Annotated in this window: 18 protein-coding genes; 13 read left to right on the top strand and 5 right to left on the bottom strand. The window is 59.7% G+C overall.

Translation table 11 applies throughout. The features are described from left to right. Positions 1-27 precede the first annotated feature (27 nt). From prfB to DTQ13_RS05440, 7 genes are all read left to right on the top strand, one after another. Positions 28-1,159 (top strand): peptide chain release factor 2 gene (gene prfB / locus DTQ13_RS05470; protein ID WP_103765750.1). Its coding sequence is split into 2 segments (ribosomal slippage): positions 28-96 and positions 98-1,159, totalling 1,131 coding nucleotides; the frame shifts between segments, so codons are not numbered across the junction. A 601-nt stretch (positions 1,160-1,760) separates the two neighbouring features. Further along, on the top strand, positions 1,761-2,450 hold the full coding sequence (locus DTQ13_RS05465) for an energy transducer TonB (protein ID WP_248460286.1): 690 nt from the start codon (positions 1,761-1,763) through the stop codon (positions 2,448-2,450). A gap of 202 nt (positions 2,451-2,652) precedes the next feature. Then, positions 2,653-3,645 (top strand): MotA/TolQ/ExbB proton channel family protein, encoded by a 993-nt coding sequence (locus DTQ13_RS05460; protein WP_248460285.1) that lies wholly within the window; start codon positions 2,653-2,655, stop codon positions 3,643-3,645. Positions 3,646-3,648: 3 nt separating this feature from the next. Next, positions 3,649-4,071 carry a biopolymer transporter ExbD gene (locus tag DTQ13_RS05455; protein ID WP_248460284.1) on the top strand — a complete coding sequence of 141 codons (423 nt, stop codon included), beginning with the start codon at positions 3,649-3,651 and terminating at the stop codon, positions 4,069-4,071. Positions 4,072-4,183: 112 nt separating this feature from the next. Next, complete coding sequence (locus DTQ13_RS05450; protein WP_043558836.1) at positions 4,184-4,624, top strand: biopolymer transporter ExbD; 441 nt, start codon at positions 4,184-4,186, stop codon at positions 4,622-4,624. A gap of 3 nt (positions 4,625-4,627) precedes the next feature. Next, positions 4,628-5,911 (top strand): tetratricopeptide repeat protein, encoded by a 1,284-nt coding sequence (locus tag DTQ13_RS05445; protein WP_248460283.1) that lies wholly within the window; start codon positions 4,628-4,630, stop codon positions 5,909-5,911. Positions 5,912-6,122: 211 nt separating this feature from the next. Continuing rightward, positions 6,123-8,585 carry a mechanosensitive ion channel domain-containing protein gene (locus DTQ13_RS05440; protein WP_248460282.1) on the top strand — a complete coding sequence of 821 codons (2,463 nt, stop codon included), beginning with the start codon at positions 6,123-6,125 and terminating at the stop codon, positions 8,583-8,585. A gap of 106 nt (positions 8,586-8,691) precedes the next feature. On the opposite strand, the gene DTQ13_RS05435 is transcribed toward DTQ13_RS05440, so the two are convergent. After that, entirely contained in the window at positions 8,692-8,856 is a 165-nt protein-coding gene (locus tag DTQ13_RS05435; RefSeq protein WP_086441572.1) for a YqaE/Pmp3 family membrane protein, read from the bottom strand. A gap of 212 nt (positions 8,857-9,068) precedes the next feature. On the opposite strand from DTQ13_RS05435, the gene DTQ13_RS05430 reads away from it, so the two are divergent. The 6 genes from DTQ13_RS05430 to DTQ13_RS05405 all read left to right on the top strand — a co-directional run bounded on the left by DTQ13_RS05430 (position 9,069) and on the right by DTQ13_RS05405 (position 14,091). Continuing rightward, the gene (locus DTQ13_RS05430; RefSeq protein ID WP_043561763.1) at positions 9,069-9,356 is read left to right on the top strand and encodes a YciI family protein; all 288 of its coding nucleotides are present in this window, start codon (positions 9,069-9,071) and stop codon (positions 9,354-9,356) included. A gap of 176 nt (positions 9,357-9,532) precedes the next feature. Beyond that, positions 9,533-10,405, top strand: coding sequence for a 3-hydroxyacyl-CoA dehydrogenase family protein (locus tag DTQ13_RS05425; RefSeq protein WP_043561766.1), 873 nt, complete (start codon positions 9,533-9,535; stop codon positions 10,403-10,405). Then, the gene (locus DTQ13_RS05420) at positions 10,402-11,289 is read left to right on the top strand and encodes a hypothetical protein (protein ID WP_086431702.1); all 888 of its coding nucleotides are present in this window, start codon (positions 10,402-10,404) and stop codon (positions 11,287-11,289) included. Before DTQ13_RS05425 ends, DTQ13_RS05420 begins: the two co-directional genes overlap by 4 nt. 306 nt (positions 11,290-11,595) lie before the next feature. Next, a complete protein-coding gene (locus tag DTQ13_RS05415; RefSeq protein ID WP_081562507.1) occupies positions 11,596-12,426 on the top strand; it encodes a MetQ/NlpA family ABC transporter substrate-binding protein in 831 nt (276 codons plus the stop codon). Continuing rightward, the gene (locus DTQ13_RS05410) at positions 12,423-13,460 is read left to right on the top strand and encodes a methionine ABC transporter ATP-binding protein (protein ID WP_043561769.1); all 1,038 of its coding nucleotides are present in this window, start codon (positions 12,423-12,425) and stop codon (positions 13,458-13,460) included. The genes DTQ13_RS05415 and DTQ13_RS05410 overlap by 4 nt, the downstream gene beginning before the upstream one ends. Next, entirely contained in the window at positions 13,441-14,091 is a 651-nt protein-coding gene (locus tag DTQ13_RS05405; RefSeq protein ID WP_043561771.1) for a methionine ABC transporter permease, read from the top strand. Before DTQ13_RS05410 ends, DTQ13_RS05405 begins: the two co-directional genes overlap by 20 nt. An 88-nt stretch (positions 14,092-14,179) precedes the next feature. Here the strand turns inward: DTQ13_RS05405 and DTQ13_RS05400 are convergent, their stop codons facing one another. The 4 genes from DTQ13_RS05400 to katG form a co-directional block, all read right to left on the bottom strand. After that, on the bottom strand, positions 14,180-15,463 hold the full coding sequence (locus DTQ13_RS05400; protein ID WP_043561774.1) for a cystathionine gamma-synthase family protein: 1,284 nt from the start codon (positions 15,461-15,463) through the stop codon (positions 14,180-14,182). A gap of 270 nt (positions 15,464-15,733) precedes the next feature. Beyond that, positions 15,734-16,318: a cytochrome b gene (locus DTQ13_RS05395; protein ID WP_248460281.1), complete on the bottom strand. Its 585-nt coding sequence runs from the start codon at positions 16,316-16,318 to the stop codon at positions 15,734-15,736. Between the two features lie 109 nt (positions 16,319-16,427). Then, positions 16,428-16,871: a pseudoazurin gene (locus tag DTQ13_RS05390; RefSeq protein WP_248460280.1), complete on the bottom strand. Its 444-nt coding sequence runs from the start codon at positions 16,869-16,871 to the stop codon at positions 16,428-16,430. A gap of 87 nt (positions 16,872-16,958) precedes the next feature. Continuing rightward, the gene (gene katG, locus DTQ13_RS05385) at positions 16,959-19,199 is read right to left on the bottom strand and encodes a catalase/peroxidase HPI (RefSeq protein WP_043561779.1); all 2,241 of its coding nucleotides are present in this window, start codon (positions 19,197-19,199) and stop codon (positions 16,959-16,961) included. Between the last annotated feature and the right edge of the window lie 307 nt (positions 19,200-19,506).

Below are 19,506 nucleotides of genomic sequence, written 5' to 3'. Positions count from 1 at the left end.
AACCTGAAGAAAGCAGGAGAACGCCTGATGTCGGCTGAGACCGAAGCCCTCTCCGAACAGATCAAGCAGTCGGTGGCACTGCTGAGGAGGCATCTTTGACTGGGATGTCGCCAAAACACGCCTTGCCGAACTGAACCATCTCTCTGAAGACCCGGACCTCTGGAACAACCCGGACGCCGCCCAGAAACTGATGCGTGAGCGCACGATGCTCGCCAACCAGATCGAAGGGGTCGAGGCTCTGGAAGCCGACGTGCAGGACACGCTGGACCTTGTCGAGCTGGCCGAGATGGAAAATGACGACACCGTGGTGCAGGAAGGCCTCGCCACCCTGCGCAGCCTCGCCGCCCAGGCCCAGCAGCGTGAGACGGAAAGCCTCCTCTCCGGTGAAGCCGATAGCAATGACTGCTATCTTGAGGTCAATGCCGGTGCTGGCGGTACGGAAGCGCAGGACTGGGCCGAGATGCTGCTGCGGATGTATACCCGCTGGTCCGAAAAGCATGGCTACAAGGTCTCTCTGATGGAAAGCAGTGAAGGGGAACAGGCCGGGCTGAAATCCGCCACGATCCTCGTCAGCGGTCCCAATGCCTATGGCTGGCTGAAGACGGAAGCCGGGGTGCATCGCCTCGTGCGCATCTCCCCCTTCGACTCCGCTGCACGGCGGCAGACCTCCTTTGCCTCCATCTACATCTCACCTGTTGTGGATGATTCCATCGAAATCGAGATCATCGATTCCGACCTCCGTGTGGATACGTTCCGGGCCTCCGGGGCTGGTGGGCAGCACGTCAACAAGACGGACTCCGCCATCCGCATCACCCACATCCCGACAGGTATCGTCGTGGCCTGCCAGACGGACCGGTCCCAGCACCGCAACCGGGCTACGGCCATGGAAATGCTGAAGGCCCGCCTCTATGAGGCCGAACTTCAGAAGCGGGAGGCCGAGGCCTCCGCCGCCGAGGCCGCCAAGACGGACATCGGCTGGGGGCACCAGATACGGTCCTACGTTCTGGCGCCGTATCAGCTCGTCAAGGACCTGCGGACCAACATCGAGAAGGGCAACCCTGATGCTGTTCTCGATGGCGATCTGGATGAGTTCATGGCAGCATCTCTGGCCCAGCGTGTGAGCGCCACACGCTCCGAGGCCAGCGCCACGGCACAGTAAACCCGTCTGACACGGGGGTACTCACCCGGAACAGACCGCAAGAGAGGGGGCATGACATTCTGGTTCATGTCCCCTCTCTTAATGGTAGCTTTTTCCGCCAATAAAACGATTAAATATCGTATTTAATGTCAATCATCAAAAAAAATCTGTTTTTTTCATAAGAAGGACCAACCAAAACAATTCACAGGCCGGGCATCATCCCAGCCACGAAAAACCTTTCAAAATCGTCCATAAACTGCCGTTTTTCCGATTTCCTCAAAAAATATCCACAGATATGCCCCTGTTTATGCACAGGCGATCCTGCGAAAGAGTCGCATGAGAGCCCTTGCATCAAAGGGGCGGCTTGGGCCATTGGTAAAGGAACCGATACGGGAACGTTCCCGTGCTGCTTTGCTGTCTCCCCTTACCGGGCAGGGCCTGACCGCCAGGGACGAGGAGAAGGAATCGGCATGGGGCCGTGCCCGTGATGCGGCACAAGGTTTTTCCCCTCCCCCGTACGGGCACGTCCCGTCTTGTGAGGGTACCAGTCATGCTGGCAGGCCTGCCCTGCCGGGAAGAAGCGCCGGACCTGCGGCGTGGAAAAGGGTAAGAAGGTTTTGGAATGAGAAGCTATGCCGCCCAGCAACGCAAACCGACGGATTACATCGTCGCTGTTGTCGTGGCTTTTCTGGCCATCGGGCTGGTGGTCTATGCCTTGACACTTACCAGGATGGAAAAGCAGGAACCCTCGCATCCTCCCATCCAGACACGTGTCATTGCGGAGGCTCCCCCACCACCACCGCCTCCACCACCACCACAGCCGGTGATGGTGCAACCGCCGCCACCTTATATCCCCCCTCCCAAGATCAGGGTGGCCCCCCCCCCCAAACCGCCGATCCAGCACAGCCACCAGAAGGCCCCCAAACCGAAGGCGGCGGCACCCCAGCCTGCACCATCGGCCCCGGCCCAGTCTTCAGCAGCGGCACCGTCGGCAAGCTCCAGCAACAGCTCGTCTGAAAGTGACCACTCCGCTGGTGCCATGCCCATCAACAATGTGCGGCCGGAATATCCAGAGGAAGCACAGGAGGAAAACCGTGAAGGCTCCGTGACGGCCTCCTGCGACATCCTCACCAACGGCAAACCGGCCAACTGCAAGCTGCTGAGCGTCAAGGGCGGGCACGATTTTGCCGAAAGTGCACTGGACTTCCTCGAGCGTTCACCAGTCCGCTACCAGCCAGCCGTGGTGGGTGGGCAGCCAGTCGTGGAACACAACCACGTCCTGCATGTGGACTTTACCCTTGGTGATGAATGAAGCCATTCTGAGCCAGCACAGACCAGCATGAAGCTGCCCTGCCCCAAACGGGCCACCCCTGCGGGGGCAGGGTAGCAGACGTTTTCACATTGTCCCGACCTGCCATGGATGGCAGGAATGACAGGGAGACCGATACGGGAGGTTTCTCCCACCGGTGCAGCACCTACAGACTGGTGCTTTTTTAGACAAGGATATGGGATTCATGACCAGACTGTTCCGCCTCCCCGTAACTGTTGCTGCGCCCCGGGCGCACGCTGTCTATGGCACGGCCCTGGCCCTGACTCTGGCTGCCATGCCGCTGGCCTCCACCGCTTTTGCGCAGGACGCTGCCCCGGCCGCTCCGCCCGCCGGGACCACGATGACAGCCCAGCCTCCCGCAGGCACCACACCCGCTGCTCCGCCAGCTGGTGCTGAAAGCGGCACCCCGGTCACCGCTACGCCGGTCAGTGAAAAACCGACCGAGGAAGCACCGAAGGAAAACCCCTACGGGCTGGGTGCACTCTGGAAAAACGGTGACATCATCGCCCGTGGCGTCCTGCTCATCATGGCCATCATGTCTCTGGGGACATGGATCATCATGATCAGCAAATTCCTTGAACAATCCCGCCTCTTCCGGGCCTCCAGGGCCGTCAACCAGACCTTCTGGACACAGAAGACCATCCAGGAAGGGGCACAGACACTGAAGGCGGATTCCCCCTTCCGCTACATTGCCGAGACCGGCATCGTGGCAGCACGCCATCATGAAGGCTCCATGCGGGATTCCATCGACCTCCAGTCATGGACGAGCATGTCCATCCAGCGGGCGCTGGAGACCATCAACACACGTCTTCAGGGCGGGCTGGCCTTCCTTGGTACGGTCGGCTCCACCTCCCCCTTTATCGGGCTGTTCGGTACGGTCTGGGGTATCTATCATGCCCTGACAGCCATTGGCATTGCCGGCCAGGCCTCCATCGACAAGGTGGCCGGTCCTGTCGGTGAATCCCTGATCATGACAGCCATCGGTCTGGCCACGGCCGTGCCGGCCGTGCTGGGCTACAACCTGCTCGTCCGTCGCAACAAGGGTGCGATGGACCGTGTCCGCAACTTCGGGTCCGACCTTCATTCCGTCCTGATCGGCGGTTACCGTCATGACGCCGTGTTCAACAGCACGAAGGATAACAGCCCGACCACGACAACCACGAACGAGCGGATCTGAACCATGGCATTCAACACCGGAGACATGGGTGATGATGGCGAGGTGGTATCAGCCATCAACACGACACCGCTGGTTGACGTCATGCTGGTGCTGCTCATCATCTTCCTCATCACCATCCCGGTGGCCACGCACACCGTAAAGGTCAAGCTGCCGGTAGACCGCAACCAGCCAACCCAGACCAAGCCTGGCAACATCGTGCTGGCTGTCACGGCGGATGGGCAGACCTACTGGAACACACAGCCCATCGGGGACCACAAGGTGCTTGTCGGCCGTCTCATGGAAGCAGCACGCCAGCAGCCCCAGCCGCAGATACAGATCCGCGGGGACGGTTCGGCCCAGTACATGCCCATTGGCAAGATCGTGGCGGCCTGCCAGGAGGCAGGCATCCAGCACGTTGACTTCATCACAGAGCAGCCGCACGACTGACCTGTGGTCTTTCCGGCCCCTGCCCTGCCGGGTGGGGCCCTTCCTGCCGGTTCTCCCCGGCCCGGTTCACCGGGGCATGACGCCCGAGGCAGACAGTTTTTGGAGATTCCTCATGGCCATGAACGTTGGTACGGGCAGCACTCATGAAGATGAAGCCATTGTCGACATCAACACGACACCGTTGATCGACGTGATGCTGGTGCTGCTCATCATGCTCATCATCACCATCCCGCTTCAGACCCATTCCGTAGCGATCGACCTCCCCCAGGGCGATCCACCACCCTCTGCAATACAGCCACAGGTTGCAACAATTGGCATCAGCTATGACAATACGCTGAGCTGGAATGACACGCCCATCACCTCGGAGGAGGACCTTCAGGCCCATCTGAACGGGGCCGTCCATCCCGTGACAGGTGAGCAGCCGGAGATCCATATCCGTCCCGACCGTCTTGCCACCTACAAGACCGTGGCCCATGTGATGGCGGACGCCCAGCGCCTTGGCGTGACGAAGCTGGGCATTGTTGGTCTGGACCAGTTTGTGGAAGGACAGTAACCCATGAGCCTGCCAAACCCGAAACACCCGCACGGCTGGCTGCTGGCTGGCATGTTTGGCCTGTCTGCCCTCTCCTGCCTGTCCCCCATCTCCGGGCATGCTCCCACCCGCCTGCTCATCGGGGCAGCGCAGGCAGAGGATGAGCTGGGCCGGGAGGTCGGCACGCAGCTCCAGAATGCACAGTCGGCTCTGTCCAGCCATCAGCCAGCCAAAGCCCTGGAGTTCGTCAATGCTGCTGATGCCGTGGCAGGAAAGAGCGACTATGAAAGCTACGTCATCGCCCAGATGCGGGCAGCGGCGGCCAGCCAGGCGGGCAATGTCCCTGTCGCACTGAAGGCCTATGAAACCCTCATCAGGAACAGCCGCACCACTCCGGCCGCACGGCAGCAGATGCTCATGGCGCAGGCCAGTCTGGCCTATGGAGCCCGTGACTATGCCAGTGCCGCCAACGCAGCCAGCCGTTATCTGAAGGAAGTCGGCCCGAACCAGCAGATGCAGACCCTTCTCCTCCAGTGCCACTATCTCCAGCAGGACTGGAAGGGCACGGTGGAGGCAGGCCGGGCCATGCTGGCCGCCGACCGGAAGGCTGGACAGATTCCGGCGGAAAACCAGCTCCAGATGCTCGCCGCCGCTTACGACCAGCTGCATGACACGTCGGGCAAGACAGGCATCTATGTCAAACTGGTGAAATATCATGCCCGACCCCAGTACTGGCAGATGCTGATCCATGACCTGACAACCGACCATTCCCTCACGCCACGCATGGTCTTCAATCTCCAGCGTCTGCGCCTGGCCACTGGCCTGCTGACCAGCCCGGCCGAGTTTCAGGACATGGCAGAGCGGGCCGTGCAGATAGAGCTGCCCCAGCTGGCCCTGAACCTTCTGGATGAAGGCTATGCCCGCCACCTGCTGGGAACTGGCACCGGGGCAGAAGCCCAGGCGCATTTCCGGGCTTTCGTGGCTCAACGTGCCGCAGAAGCCCGCACCAGCCTCCCCGCCATGGTAGAAAAAGCCAAAACCTCCACCGAGGCGGGCCCCTCCCTGACAGCCGGATACAACCTTGTCCTCAACGGACAGGTGGATCAGGGTCTGGCCCTCATGCAGCAGGGGCTGGGAAAACAGCCCCACCAGCCGGACCTCGCCCGCCTCTCCCTGGGCATGGCCATGATGGACGCCGGACGCCGGACAGAAGCCCTCCAGCTCTTCAGCAGCATGGATGGCGAGGGGACTGCCAACAATCTGGCCCAGCTATGGGCCGTTCAGCTCTCCGCACGTCCATCCCACTGAAAAACGGGCCATAAGGCCTTGCATACTCCGCCATTCCATCTCCGATACCGGGACGGGATGGCGGTACCCCTCCTGCCTGAAACAGGGGATTTCAGAAAATTAATCCTCCTTTCACCAGAGCGTGCCTTAAAATCCTGACACTGTTCTGCGAAAACGGCCCGGACAGAAGGCATGCTGCCGCCTCACACCAAAAAAGGAGATGCGTATCTACATGACTGACAGAATACCGCACCCCAACACGGGGGCCGCTCCGTACCGGCATTTTACCGGTCTGTTCGTACGCAGCCTGTTGCCAGCCCTGCTGGTGGCCTGTCTGGCCCTGTTCGGGTCCCTGCCCGCCCGGGCACTGGCCGCAGACGCCCCGGCACCAGCCACCACGACAGGTCTCTCCGCTGACCAGGCCCGCCAGCTCATTTCTGTCCTGAGCGATGATGCCCAGCGTCAGAAATTCCTGACGACCCTCCAGAACCTGACCCAGGCCGCGCCACAGGCGAAACATGCCTCCGTCATTGATCTGGCCCGGGAAAACATTGCCCTTTTCGGTGACCGTGCCCTCCAGCAGCTGCACATCCTGCATCAGAGCATCATCGATTTCGGCGCCATTGCCCCGTGGGTTCAGGCCCTTGTGCATGACCCGGCCCTACAGGCCCGTGTCGGCCACATCGCCCTGCGTGTGGTCATCATGCTGGTGTGCAGCTACCTGCTTTTCTTCGGCGTGCGCATCATCCTGCGCCCTCTCTACCGGCGCATCAGCAGCATGGCGAAAAAGCACGACCACATGGTTTTCCAGCAGGAAGCTGAAAAACTGCACAAGACCCGTGCCGAAGCAACGGAAGCCGCCACGGATACAGCCCGCACGGCAGCCACCCATAATGAGCAGACCAAAGAGGAGGCCGCCGCCACCCAGGCCAGCCTTGAGGACAGTCTCCGCCATCAGGGGGCACTGACACAGCTCATGCTCTGCCTGCGCCGCGCTCCCTATACGCTGGCCTGCGCCCTGCTGGAGCTGATCACCATCTGCACCTTTCCCCTGATCGCCCTGCTGATGGGCGTGCTGGACCCTGCCCCTTCCACCGAAGCGGCCCATGCAATCTGGAGCATCTCCTGGCTGATCGGCATCGGGCTGGGCGTGTGGACCCTGGTCCTGCGCATCTTCCTCGCCCCACAGACCCCATGGCTGCGGCTGAGCATCCTGCGGGACAGTTCCTCAACCTTCATCTTCCGCTATTTCCGCCAGATTGGTGTCATTCTGGCCTGGGGCTTCTCACTGCTGGCCATGCTGCACGCCATGGCCATGCCTATAGCTGTTTCCAGCGGTCTCCAGAAGCTCCTGCTGCTGGCCGTCCACCTCTTCCTCGCCGTCATGATCATCCGCTCCCGCAAGCGGGTGCAGCATGCCTGCCAGCATATCGGTGCAGCCAACCGCCGCCTCCAGTCCATCATGGCGCTGGTCTCCGGCAGCTGGTGGATTGTGGCCCTTTTCTTCGACTTCGCCCTGTGGCTTGTCTGGGCAGCCGACATTGATGGCGGATACCAGCTCATCCTCCAGATATTCGTCCGTACCCTGGTGGCGCTGGTGGCTGTCCGCATTGTCAGCATTCTGGCCTATGGCGGGCTGGAGCGCTTTATGCGGGCACTGGACAGCTGGAATCTCAATGAAGAGACGCTGTTCCGCATCCGCCGTTACTACCCGGCTGCCACGACGGTCATCCGTCTCGTCATGGCCGTCCTGACCATTCTGGCCCTTGCTCTGGCGTGGGGCGCTCCGGTTTACATCCTGCTCGGCCATGACACGCTTGGTCCCCGCATCTTCCAGGCAGCCTTGACCATTCTGGTGGCTCTGGTCATCGGGATTCTGGCTTGGGAGGTCGCCAATGTGACCATCGAGCATCATATCCGCCGTCTGGGCGAACAGGACAGCCGGGATGTGCAGATCCGCATTGCCCGCCTGCAGACACTGACACCGATGTTCCGCATCCTGTTCCTGCTGGTTCTGGCTGTCATCATCGGGCTGACGGTCCTCTCCCAGCTTGGAATTGATACAGGCCCGCTCATCGCCAGTGCTTCCATCTTTGGTGTGGCGCTGGGTTTCGGCTCCCAGAAGCTGGTGCAGGACTTCATCAGCGGAATTTTCCTCCTGCTGGAAAATGCCCTGACTGTCGGCGACTCCGTAACGCTGAACGGCACCTATGGCGTGATCGAACGGCTCTCCCTGCGCTCCGTTCATGTCCGGGCCAATGACGGGTCGATGAACATTTTCTCGTTCAGCTCGCTCAGCCAGGTGACCAACTACAACCGTGACTTCTCCCGTGCGATGATTCTCGCCACGGTGGACATCGACAGCGATACGGACCAGGTCGCTGCCATCCTTGTGGAAATTGGCAAGGAAATGCGGAATGAAGAGGCCTACAGAGACCTCATCCTGGCAGATTTCGACCTTTGGGGCGTGTCTGCCATCGGCACATCCTCCGTCTCCGTGAAGGGTGTCTATCCCACCACGAATGCCGGACGCTGGACGGTGGAATGGGAATTCAACCGCCGCATGAAAAAACGGTTCGAACAGGCGGGTATCCAGTACCCCCGTGATGTGGTGGACATCCAGGGCCCGGCGCTGGAACATTTCATCAACAGCAGGGGCGTGCCCGATACAACCACCGGGCAGAACAAGGCCTGACCGGCCTCTGCCCTTCCCCCCCTTCTGCCATGACAGGCAAGGGGGGCTGATACAGAAAAGCCCCTGCCTTTACGGACAGGGGCTTTTTTCCGGCCAGACTGAAAGCTCAACGAGCCTCATCATAGGAGCGCAGAGCCAGAAGCGCCCAGATGGTTGCCGGAATCCAGCCCAGAAGGGTGACCTGCAACACCAGGCAGATGATCCCTGCAATCGGACGGCCAATGGTAAAGAACGTCAGCCAGGGGACGAAAAAGGCGATCAGAATACGAATCATGGCTATTCCTCCATGCAATACAGGTATGACTGCAAAAACAGTGGGTTCCCAGTACGGAAAACCATCTCCTTCATCCTTAAAAAAAATGCCATTATTATGAAAGTGTTATTCTGTCCGCTGGAATGACACTGCCAGAAAACCGGAACTTCCACCCGCCCCGGGGGCTCCTCTCCCCCAAAACGGCACCATGAATCAGAAGAGTGTCTGCCATGATCATCGCCTCAGTGTCCTATCTCGCCTCCCCGGATGAGGTTCAGGCCCAACGCCCTGCACACCGTGCCTTCCTTGCAACGCTTTTCGAGCGGCGCATCCTGCTGGCATCCGGCCCCAAACTATCGGGGGATGGGGGCATTCTCATTGTCCGGGATGGGATCACCAGAGAGGAAATTGAAACCCTTCTGGCGGAAGACCCTTTCATCACCTCTGGCGTGGGGCAATACGACTTCACCGAGTTCAGAACGGCGCAACTTGCCCCCGAACTGACAGAGACCCGCTGACCATGAGCCCGGCAGGCCACGCCACAAGGAGCATGGCCTGCCAGATGACGTCTCCGTTATCCAAAGATGATCGCAGCAGGCGACACGTAATGATAAAGTAAATGTTAGCCATTCATTCAATAAGATGAGCCGTGAGGTCTGGCCCCCGCCAGCCCCTTTCAGCAAAGGAACATGCCATGGCAGATTTTCTGACGGAAAAGGTGCCTGAACGCCCTGCCGCCATCCTTGGCGCTGGCACGATGGGCTCCCGTATCGCCCTGATGCTGGCAACACGCGGCGGCACCGTCCGCCTTTTTGACAGGCAGGAAGAAACCACCCGGAAGGCCATCGCCTATGTCGGGCAGCACCTGCCTGACGTTGTCGCCTCTGTCGAAGGTGGAAAAGCCGGCCATGTGGACATCGCCACCACACTGGAAGACGCCGTGAAAGACGCCTGGCTTGTCATCGAGGCCCTGCCCGAAAAGCAGGACCTCAAGACGGACATCTTTGGCCAGCTGGACCAGCTGGCACCTGCCGATGCCATCCTCGCCACCAACTCCTCCTCATTCCCTTCCAGCCAGATCGTCGGCAAGGTGACGAAGAAGAACCGGGTCCTCAACACCCACTTCATGATGCCACCTGAAAAACGGGCCGTGGAACTCATGTCCTGTGGAGAGACTGACACGGCCCTCATGGAGGATCTGGCCCGCTATTTCAGCGAGGTGGGACTGTCCCCCTACATTGCCCGGAAAGAGAGCATCGGATTCATCGAGAACCGCATCTGGGCCGCCATCAAGCGTGAAGCCCTCTGTGTCGCCGCAGAAGGTGTGGCCGACCCCGAAACCATAGACCGCCTCTACTGCGAGACACAGGGCACGACTGCCGGGCCATTCCGCCTCATGGACCAGGTCGGACTCGATATCGTCCTCCAGATCGAGGAACATTATGCCGCAGCCTTCCCCCACCTGCCCGAAGCGCCCCGCACGCTGCTCCGCAGGATGATTGCCGAACACAGGCTGGGCGTGAAAAGCGGGCGTGGTTTCTATGATTACAGCAAGGCCACCTCATGACCCGAAACATCATTCTTCATTCACTCGAGATCGAACCTGCCCGGATCACTGCCCTCTCCGTACAGGATGGCTGCCCACTGTCCCATATCGACATCGGCTGGGGCTGCCCGGACGGGGTGTGGATCGACCCCACGGAAGGCCGGATATACTGGACGAACATGGGCGCCAACCCCAGTGATGCCGATGGCACCATCGAATCCGCCCGACTGGATGGCAGCGACCACAAGGTGCTTGTGGCCAACGGACTGGTCGTCACCCCCAAACAGCTGACATCCACCCCGGGAGGCGAGCATCTCTACTGGTGCGACCGTGAAGGAATGCGCATCATGCGGTGCCGCCGTGATGGCTCCGACGTGGAGGTGCTTCTTCAGACCGGCACCTACCCGGAGCACATGAAGGATGCCACACGCCACTGTGTAGGCATCACCCTTGATACCAGCAACGGCCATCTCTACTGGTCGCAGAAAGGCCCTCCCAAAGGGGGGCGTGGCCGCATTTTCCGCATGTCTCTGGACCTCCCTGCCGGTACGGACCCCGCAGACCGTCATGACATCGAGCTTCTGGCCGACCATCTGCCAGAGCCGATCGACCTGCATGTCTCGCCTGCTCTGGGCAAGCTCTGGTGGACGGACCGTGGCGCTGCGCCCGATGGCAACAGCCTCAATGTCGCCCGGGTGGATGAACACGGGCTGCATGACCAGCAGGTCATCCTGCGGGACCTGGATGAGGCCATCGGTCTGGCGGTCGATGCCGAAGGTACCCTGGCCTTTGTCAGTGACCTTGGCGGATCCATCCGGGAAGTCATTCTCGAAACCGGACAGGCCAGACTCATCACCAAACAGGCACCAACAACAGGTCTCTGTTTGGTGGTACAGGAAGACTGACCTCCTCTACAGGGGGCAGGAACACCTGCCCCCGAACAGACACGGTGAAAGGCCTTTCATAAAGTCCCGCACATATTCATCAGGCTTTATATTCCTTTATCATTAACTGTTCATATGGTCATCTCTTTACCTTGACAGAATAGAGCGACCCGCTAAAAACACTCTCTACGCACGGCCTTCCCCGGCCAGAAAAATCATTCCGCACAAGCGGGATGTAATGGTGCAGCCTTGGCAAGACTTTTCCACCTCTGTGGAACTGTCCATGATACCGTACTGATCCACCCCTTAATGTTGAAAGGTACCACCATGTCCCGGTTTTCCCACCTTCCCCGGCGCCGTTTTCTTGGCCTTTCAGCAGGGCTGGCTGGTGCTGCCGCCCTTGGCCTGGCCCATCCGGGAATCGCCCGTGCCGATGGCCGTACGCTGAAAATCGGCATCATGTCTGGCGAGGACGAGGATATCTGGCGGCTCGTCAGCCAGAATGCTGCCCAGCGTGGCCTGACGCTGAAGATCATCCCATTCTCCGACTACAACACGCCCAATGAGGCCCTGTCCGAGCATGACGTGGACGCCAATGCCTTCCAGCACCGGCCCTTCCTCGATGCCCAGATCAAGGCCCACGGCTACAGGATCGTCCCTGTCGGCGACACATACTTCCAGCCGATTGGCCTGTATTCCCACAAATGGCACTCCGTGGCCGAAATTCCGCAGAATGCCCGTATTGGCATCCCCAACGACCCCAGCAACGAGGGTCGTGCCCTCCATGTGCTGGAAACACTGGGGCTGATCCGTCTGCCTGCTGATTCCGGCCTTTTCCCCACGGCGCTGGATGTCACCGACAACCCCCGCAACATCTCCATCGAAGAGCTGGATGCCGGTGTGGTTGGCCGCTCCCTGCCTGATCTGGATGCTGCCGTTGTCAACATGGACTGGGCCCGCAAGGCAGGCATCACCGAGCAGGAACGCATTGGCGTGGAGGGGCTGAAGAACAACCCGTACGTCAATTTCATCTCCGTCAATGAGGGTGATGCCAACGCTGAATGGGTCAAGCCGCTGGTGGAAAGCTATCACCAGCCGAATGTCCACAAGCTCATTCTGGACATCTATCACGGCACAGTCACACCTGCGTGGCCATGAAGCCCATTCTCGACATCCAGCACGTCACCCACAGTTTTGGGCAGCATACGGCTCTTCAGGACATCTCCTTCTCGGTAAAGCAGGGGGAGGTCGTGGGGCTGATCGGCCGCTCTGGAGCAGGGAAGTCCACCCTGCTCCGCTGCCTCTGTGCGCTGGAACGCCCCCAGCAGGGCCACATCCTGCTGGATGGTGTGGACCTCACCACACAACCAGAGCGGCAGCTTGTCCGCATCCGCCGCAAGATCGGTCTGGTCTTCCAGCATTTCAACCTGCTGACCTCCCGCACCGTGGCAGGCAACATTGCCCTGCCCCTCCAGATCGCCGGGTGCCCCCGCAAAGAACAGGCCAACCGCATTGCGGAACTGCTGGAGCTTGTCGGGCTGAAGGGCTTTGAAAAGAAATACCCCTCCCAGCTTTCCGGCGGGCAGAAACAGCGTGTCGGCATTGCCCGTGCTCTGGCAGCCAACCCGACGCTGCTCCTCTGCGATGAAGCCACCTCTGCTCTGGACCCGGAATCCACCAGCTCCATCCTCAACCTGCTGGCCGACATCAACAGGAAGCTGGGGCTGACCATCGTTCTCATCACCCATGAGATGGATGTGGTCCGCCGCTTTGCCCAGCGGATCCTGGTCCTCGATCATGGCCGCCTCGTCGAAGATGGAACCCTGCTGGACTTCCTCCGGGATGGACAGAACAACCGGACCCTCCAGACCCTTCTGGCAGATATCCGTCCGTCCCTCCCTGCCTTTCTGGCACAGACAATGGCTGCCACACCGTCAGCAGGACCACACAAGGCCATCGTACGGCTCGTCCTCAGCGGGACTGATGCCAGCGAGCCGCTCTTCAGTGCACTGCATGAACGGTTCGGCGTGCAGACGGCCCTGCTACAGGGCGGCGTGACCACCGTCGGGGACCATCTGAGTGGTGACATGATCCTCAGCCTTGAAGGAGACAGGACGGAACAGGCTCTGAATCACCTGAAGACGGCAGCGCAGAACATGGAGGTCCTGGGATATGTCCCCTCTCATTCTTAAGCTGATCCTCCATTCCACATGGCAGACGCTGGAAATGGTCGTGGCCTCCACGGCCCTTTCCGTCCTGTTCGGACTGCCGCTGGCCCTGTTCATGATCGCCACCGGCCCGCAGGGGCTGTACCGGCTGCCTTTTGCCGCCCGACTGATGGGCATGGTGGTGGATGCCGTCCGTGCCGTGCCATTCATCATCCTGCTGGTGCTGCTCATCCCTGTCACGCGCTTCATCGCCGGGACGTCTCTGGGGACGGAAGCGGCCATCGTGCCGCTATCCATCGCCGGGATTCCCTATTTTGCCCGCATTGCCGAAATGGCCCTGCGGGAGGTTGATTCCGGCCTTGTGGATGCCGTCCGGGCCATGGGTGGCACACGCATGACCATCATCCGCTCCGTCCTGATTGCCGAGGCCCTGCCGGGACTTGTCACCGGCGTGACGGTCACGCTCATCACCATGGTCGGGGCCTCTGCCATGGCGGGCGTCATCGGGGCGGGGGGCCTGGGTGACCTTGCCATCCGTTACGGGTATCAGCGTTTCAACACCACCGTCATGTTCGGGGTGGTGGTGGTTCTCATCATCATGGTCAGCCTGATGCAGCTCATCGGCAACAGTCTGGCCCGCTGGCTGAAACACTGAAGCATCCGCCTTCTTTCTATCGCCACTAAAAAAAGCCCGCCCCTTCAGAGAGGCGGGCTTTTCCGTATCAGGGCTGACACCGTGACCTTCAGGCGGCGTCCAGCGCCTGCTTCACGTCCACCAGCAGATCATCCACATGCTCCACACCGATGGAGAGCCGCACGGTGGATGACGTGACGCCAATGCGCTCCCGTACCTCTTTCGGCACGCCGGAATGTGTCATCGTCGCCGGATGGCTGGCCAGAGACTCCGTGCCTCCCAGGCTGACAGCCAGCTTCATGATCTTCAGCGCATTAAGGAAGCGGAAAGCCGCAGCCTCACCCCCTTCAATATCAAAGGAGAAGGTCGAGCCGGCACCACTGCACTGGCGGGCATAGACTTTCCCCTCCGCCGAATCAGCCTCGTAGAACGGTGGGAAATGCACCTTGTTCACCTTGGCATGATCCCGCAGCAGCTCCGCCACACGCTGGGCATTGAGGGTGGCACGCTCCATGCGCAGCCCCAGCGTCTCCAGAGAGCGGCCCAGCATCCAGCAGCTATGCGGGTCCAGATGGGTTCCAATGGCCCCACGGAGCTGACGCACCGGGCGTGTCATGGCATCACTGCCCAGAACGGCCCCGGCCACGAGATCGGAATGGCCGCCGACATATTTTGTCAGGGAATACAGTGACAGATCGGCCCCATGCTTCAGCGGATGCTGATAAAGCGGCCCGAGCAGCGTGTTGTCACAGACGATGATGGGACGGCTGCCCTGTCTGGCCTCGATCTCCTCGGCAATGCGGCGCACCAGCTTCAGGTCCACCAGACCATTGGTCGGATTGGCCGGTGTCTCGATCAGGATCAGGGAGACACGCCCTTCTGCGATGGCCTTTTCGGCAGCCTCACGCATGATGGCCTCATCCACTCCGCAGCTTCCCAGCCCCACGGACTTGATTCCCAAGGAAGCCATGGTCTTGGTCAGCAGGGTTTCCGTCCCACCATAGAGCGGCTGGGAATGAAGAATCACATCACCGGGGCGGGCATAGGCCAGCAGAGTGGTGGCAATGGCCGACATGCCAGAAGAAAACAGCACCCCACGCTCTGCTTCTTCGTAAACAGCCAGACGGTCTTCAACAATCTCACTGTTCGGATGGTTGAAGCGGGAATAGACCAGCCCCTGCCCCTTGCCTTCCGGCGGTTCTTTCCGGCCGGAAACATAATCAAAAAAATCCCGGCCATCTTCTGCCGTGGGAAAAACGAAGGTCGACGTCAGAAACACGGGCGGTTTCACGGCTCCTTCCGAAAGGGCCGGGTCATAACCGTAATTGAGCATCTGTGTCTCGGGATGCAGCTTATGGCTGCCAATATGGGTCTTCTTGTGATCTGACGCCATTGGGAATTTCCTTCAGCAGGTACCTAGCCTGTATATGATCCATCACCCAGCTTCAGGACTGCCGGACGGTGCCAATACGGCACCAGGGCAGCCAGTCTGGAAAGCAGAACAAGGATATGTTGTTTTCCTTATATCCTGCCTGATCCATCGACTGATACCACATCCCCCAGACTGGATAAAGCTGTGCCCCCCATTGGCAGCCAACATAAAAAAACACCCCCATCAAACCGATGAGGGTGCTTGCTGGCTGACCCGGCAAAAAGGAACCGCTTACCGTCCCCCCCCATGGCGGGGCAGGATGCGGTCCACCACCTGATCTTTCCGGATGAAACGGTGATAAAGAGCTGCCAGCACATGCAGGACTATGAATCCACCGAAAGTCCATGCAAGCCAGTTATGAACATCTGGCATGATTTCCGCCAGATAGCCGCTATCCATCACGCTCTGCGGCAGAGGGATCAGCGGCCACGATACCAGCCCGAACAGCACGATCGGCATGGCCATGGCAGAGACCATGAGCCAGCCCGTCACGGGCAGGATGATCTGATACAGGTAGAGGAGCCCTTCCATCCCACCTGCCACCACACGCTGCCCTGCCGACAGGTCCTGCGGCAAGGCCGGGGCCCTGTGTGTCAGGCGCCAGAGGACACGCACCACGATCAGCAGCATGGTCACGATGCCGACAGACTTGTGCAGCTGATGCAGGGGTGTCGGATCATTGAGGGGTACATGATCCATATACAGCCCCAGGCCGATCATAAAGAGGATCAATACCGCAATCACCCAATGCAGGATGATGGCCACCAAACCATAGCGTTCCGGTCTGCCGGTTCCTGTTTCCACTTTCTCTGACACACTCTGCCTCCATAGACCATGGAATAAAAAAACGGCCCCTCCGTTCCTGAGAACGGAAACAGGGCCGACCCAGCAGTAAACAGTCTCCAGCCCTCGGGCCAGACCCCTCTTACTTGCCGTTCTTGCTGTCCACATCCTGGAACAGCTCATTGAAGCGACGCTTGGCAGCGCCATAAAGCGGCGCCTTGCGGGCCTCTGCTTCATTGTTGGCATTATCGACAACAACCAGCCCTACCATGCCCAGCGCAAAATGGGGCAGGCACTTATAGCCATACAGACCCGGCTTGGTGAACTGTATCGTCTTTTCCTGGCTGAAAGGAACATTGATGGGCTGTGCGCCATCAGGTGTCATGCCAGGGATGGACTGGGCGTTATGACCCTTGTCCGTCGGAATGAAATGAACACTGTCACCAGAATGGATGTAAACGACAGCTGGCTCAAAAGAGAAACCGTGACTGCCATGGCTCAGCATCTGCACATCAACCGTAGCCGCCGTGGCAGAAAAGGCTGTTGCCATAAACAGGGCGAGTGCACCACCAGCAAATTTCAACATGCTATCCTCCACGTTTGGACAGACCGCCGGGGAGATGTCTCCCCGACGGAATGTATCGTCTGATCTTCCCGCAGGAAGAGACGGATCTTAGCGCTGCAGGTCGAAGCGGTCGAGGTTCATCACCTTCGTCCAGACCTTCACGAAGTCATTGTAGAACTTCGCCTTGCCATCGTTGGAGGCGTAAACCTCAGCAACGGCACGCAGCTCGGGGTTGGCACCGAAGACCAGGTCCACGTCCGTGGCTGTCCACTGCTTCTGCCCGGTTGCACGGTCAAAGCCCTCGTAAAGGTCTTCCTGACCCTCAACCTTCTGCCAGCGTGTGTCCATCGTCAGCACGTTGGTGAAGAAGTCCGTGCTCAGCACACCCGGGTTCTTCGTCAGCACACCGTTGGCGGAGTGACCCGTGTTGATGTCCAGAGTACGCAGACCACCCAGCAGGACTGTCATCTCAGGGATGGTCAGACCCAGCGTGTCAGCCTTGTCCACCAGAGCGTTCAGAGGCGGCGTGTTGTCCGCATCCGCACGGTAGTAGTTGCGGAAGGCATCAGCCGTCGGCTCCAGCAGGTTGAAGGAGTTGACGTCCGTCTGGTCCTGTGTGGCATCGCCACGGCCCGGAGCGAACGGCACCTGGATATTCACACCAGCCTTCTTGGCAGCATCCTCGATACCGACGCTACCGCCGAGAACGATGATGTCAGCCAGAGCAACCTTGCGGGCGCTGTGAGCGTTGAACTTGTCGCGGACCTGCTCCAGCTTCGGCAGGACGGTCTTCAGCTCTTCCGGATCGTTCACGGCCCAGCCGTTCTGCGGCATCAGGGCCAGACGGCCACCGTTGGCACCGCCACGGTGATCGGTCACGCGGTGGGAAGAAGCAGCAGCCCATGCTGTCTTGATCAGCTCACGGTCGGACAGACCGGTTGCAGCGATCAGCTTGCGCAGCTCACGGACGTCAGCCTGGTTGATCGGCTTGGCCGGCATGTTGACCGGGTCCTGCCACACGAAGGTTTCCTTCGGAACTTCGCTGCCGAAGTAGCGGCTCTTCGGACCCATGTCACGAACGACCAGCTTGAACCATGCACGGGCGAAGGCATCGGCGAACTCGTTCGGATGCTCGGCCCAGCGGGCAAGGATCTTGTGGTAGGCCGGATCGGTCTTCAGGGCGATGTCCGTGGTGAACATCATGATCGGACGCATCTTGGACGGATCGTTCGGGTTTGCCGGATCCGGAGCAATCTTGTCATCCGTCTTGGTGTGCCACTGGTGAGCACCGGTCGGGCTTGTGCCCAGCACCCAGTCATTGTTCAGCAGGTTGTCAATGTACTGCGTGGTGAAGTGGATCGGATCGGCAGACCAGGAGCCTTCCAGACCGCTGGTGGACGCATCGTCAGCCGTCTGCTTGCCCTTGATGCAGTGGTCGGCCCAGCCCAGACCCTGATGTTCCACACCGTTGGCAACCGGCGGGCCGCTCAGGCAGGAGTTCGGATGGGCACCATGAGCCTTGCCGAAGGTATGACCACCGGCGATCAGGGCCACGGTTTCTTCGTCATTCATGGCCATGCGGCCGAATGCCAGACGGATCATGGCAGCGGACTTGACCGGATCAGGATCGCCGTTCGGCCCTTCCGGGTTCACGTAGATCAGGCCCATGTGCGTGGCAGCCAGCGGGTGCTTCAGAGTACCGTTCTGACCGACCTGGAAGGAGCTCTTGTTCGGGAAGAACGTCGTGCCCGGACCCCAGTAGATCAGCTCGGACTGCCAGTCATCCGGACGACCACCGACGAAGCCGAGGGTCTTAAAGCCCATCTGGTTCAGGGCAACGTCACCGGTCAGGACGATAAGGTCACCCCAAGAGAGCTTCTCACCGTACTTCTTCTTGACGGGCCACAGGAGGCGCTTGGCCTTGTCGAGGCTGGCATTGTCCGGCCAGTCGTTCAGCTGGGCGAAACGCTGCTGGGCACCCTCTTCACCACCACGGCCATCGATGGCACGGTACGTACCGGCATTGTGCCAGGCCATACGGATGAAGAACGGACCATAGTTGCCGTAGTCAGCCGGCCACCAGGGCTGAGAGGTCAGCATGACCTTCTCGATGTCCTTGCGGACTTCCTGAAGGTTCAGCTGCTCAAACTTCTTGTGATAGTTCGTATAATAATCCGCACCGTACGGATCAGACTCTGAATCGTGAGCACGCAGCTTGGCCAGGTTCATGCCCTTCGGCCAGTAGTACTGGTTCGGGCTCGGAACATCGGCAGCCATGGCTGCAGAGGCGAAAGATGTCAGGGTCGTGCTGGCGATCAGCAGAGCAGCCCCGAAATTCTTCAGTTTCATCCTGATCAGTTCCCCATTCATGGATAAGATCTCGACAGATTGTATAGCAACAACGAGCCGGAGCACGATTGGAGCCGTCCCACACGCCACTACTACACATCGCAGGAGTTATATTATCGATGGGGGGTAAAACAAGTAAATCGTTATTTTTAATAACTCTTATAAGTTAACTCTTTTCAGAGAAACCCTTCCTCATAAAGGAAACCTAGCATATATACAAGGAAAACTATTATTGCAAGCCCCTCACGATACCTTTATTATCTTTTTTTGCCAGTTTCCTGCCATTTTCGGGCCATCTCTTACAATG

Origin of the sequence: Parasaccharibacter sp. TMW 2.1888 (assembly GCF_023167265.1) — a bacterium.
Classification (GTDB): Bacteria; Pseudomonadota; Alphaproteobacteria; order Acetobacterales; family Acetobacteraceae; genus Bombella; species Bombella apis.
This window is presented reverse-complemented; position numbering and strand designations above follow the sequence as displayed.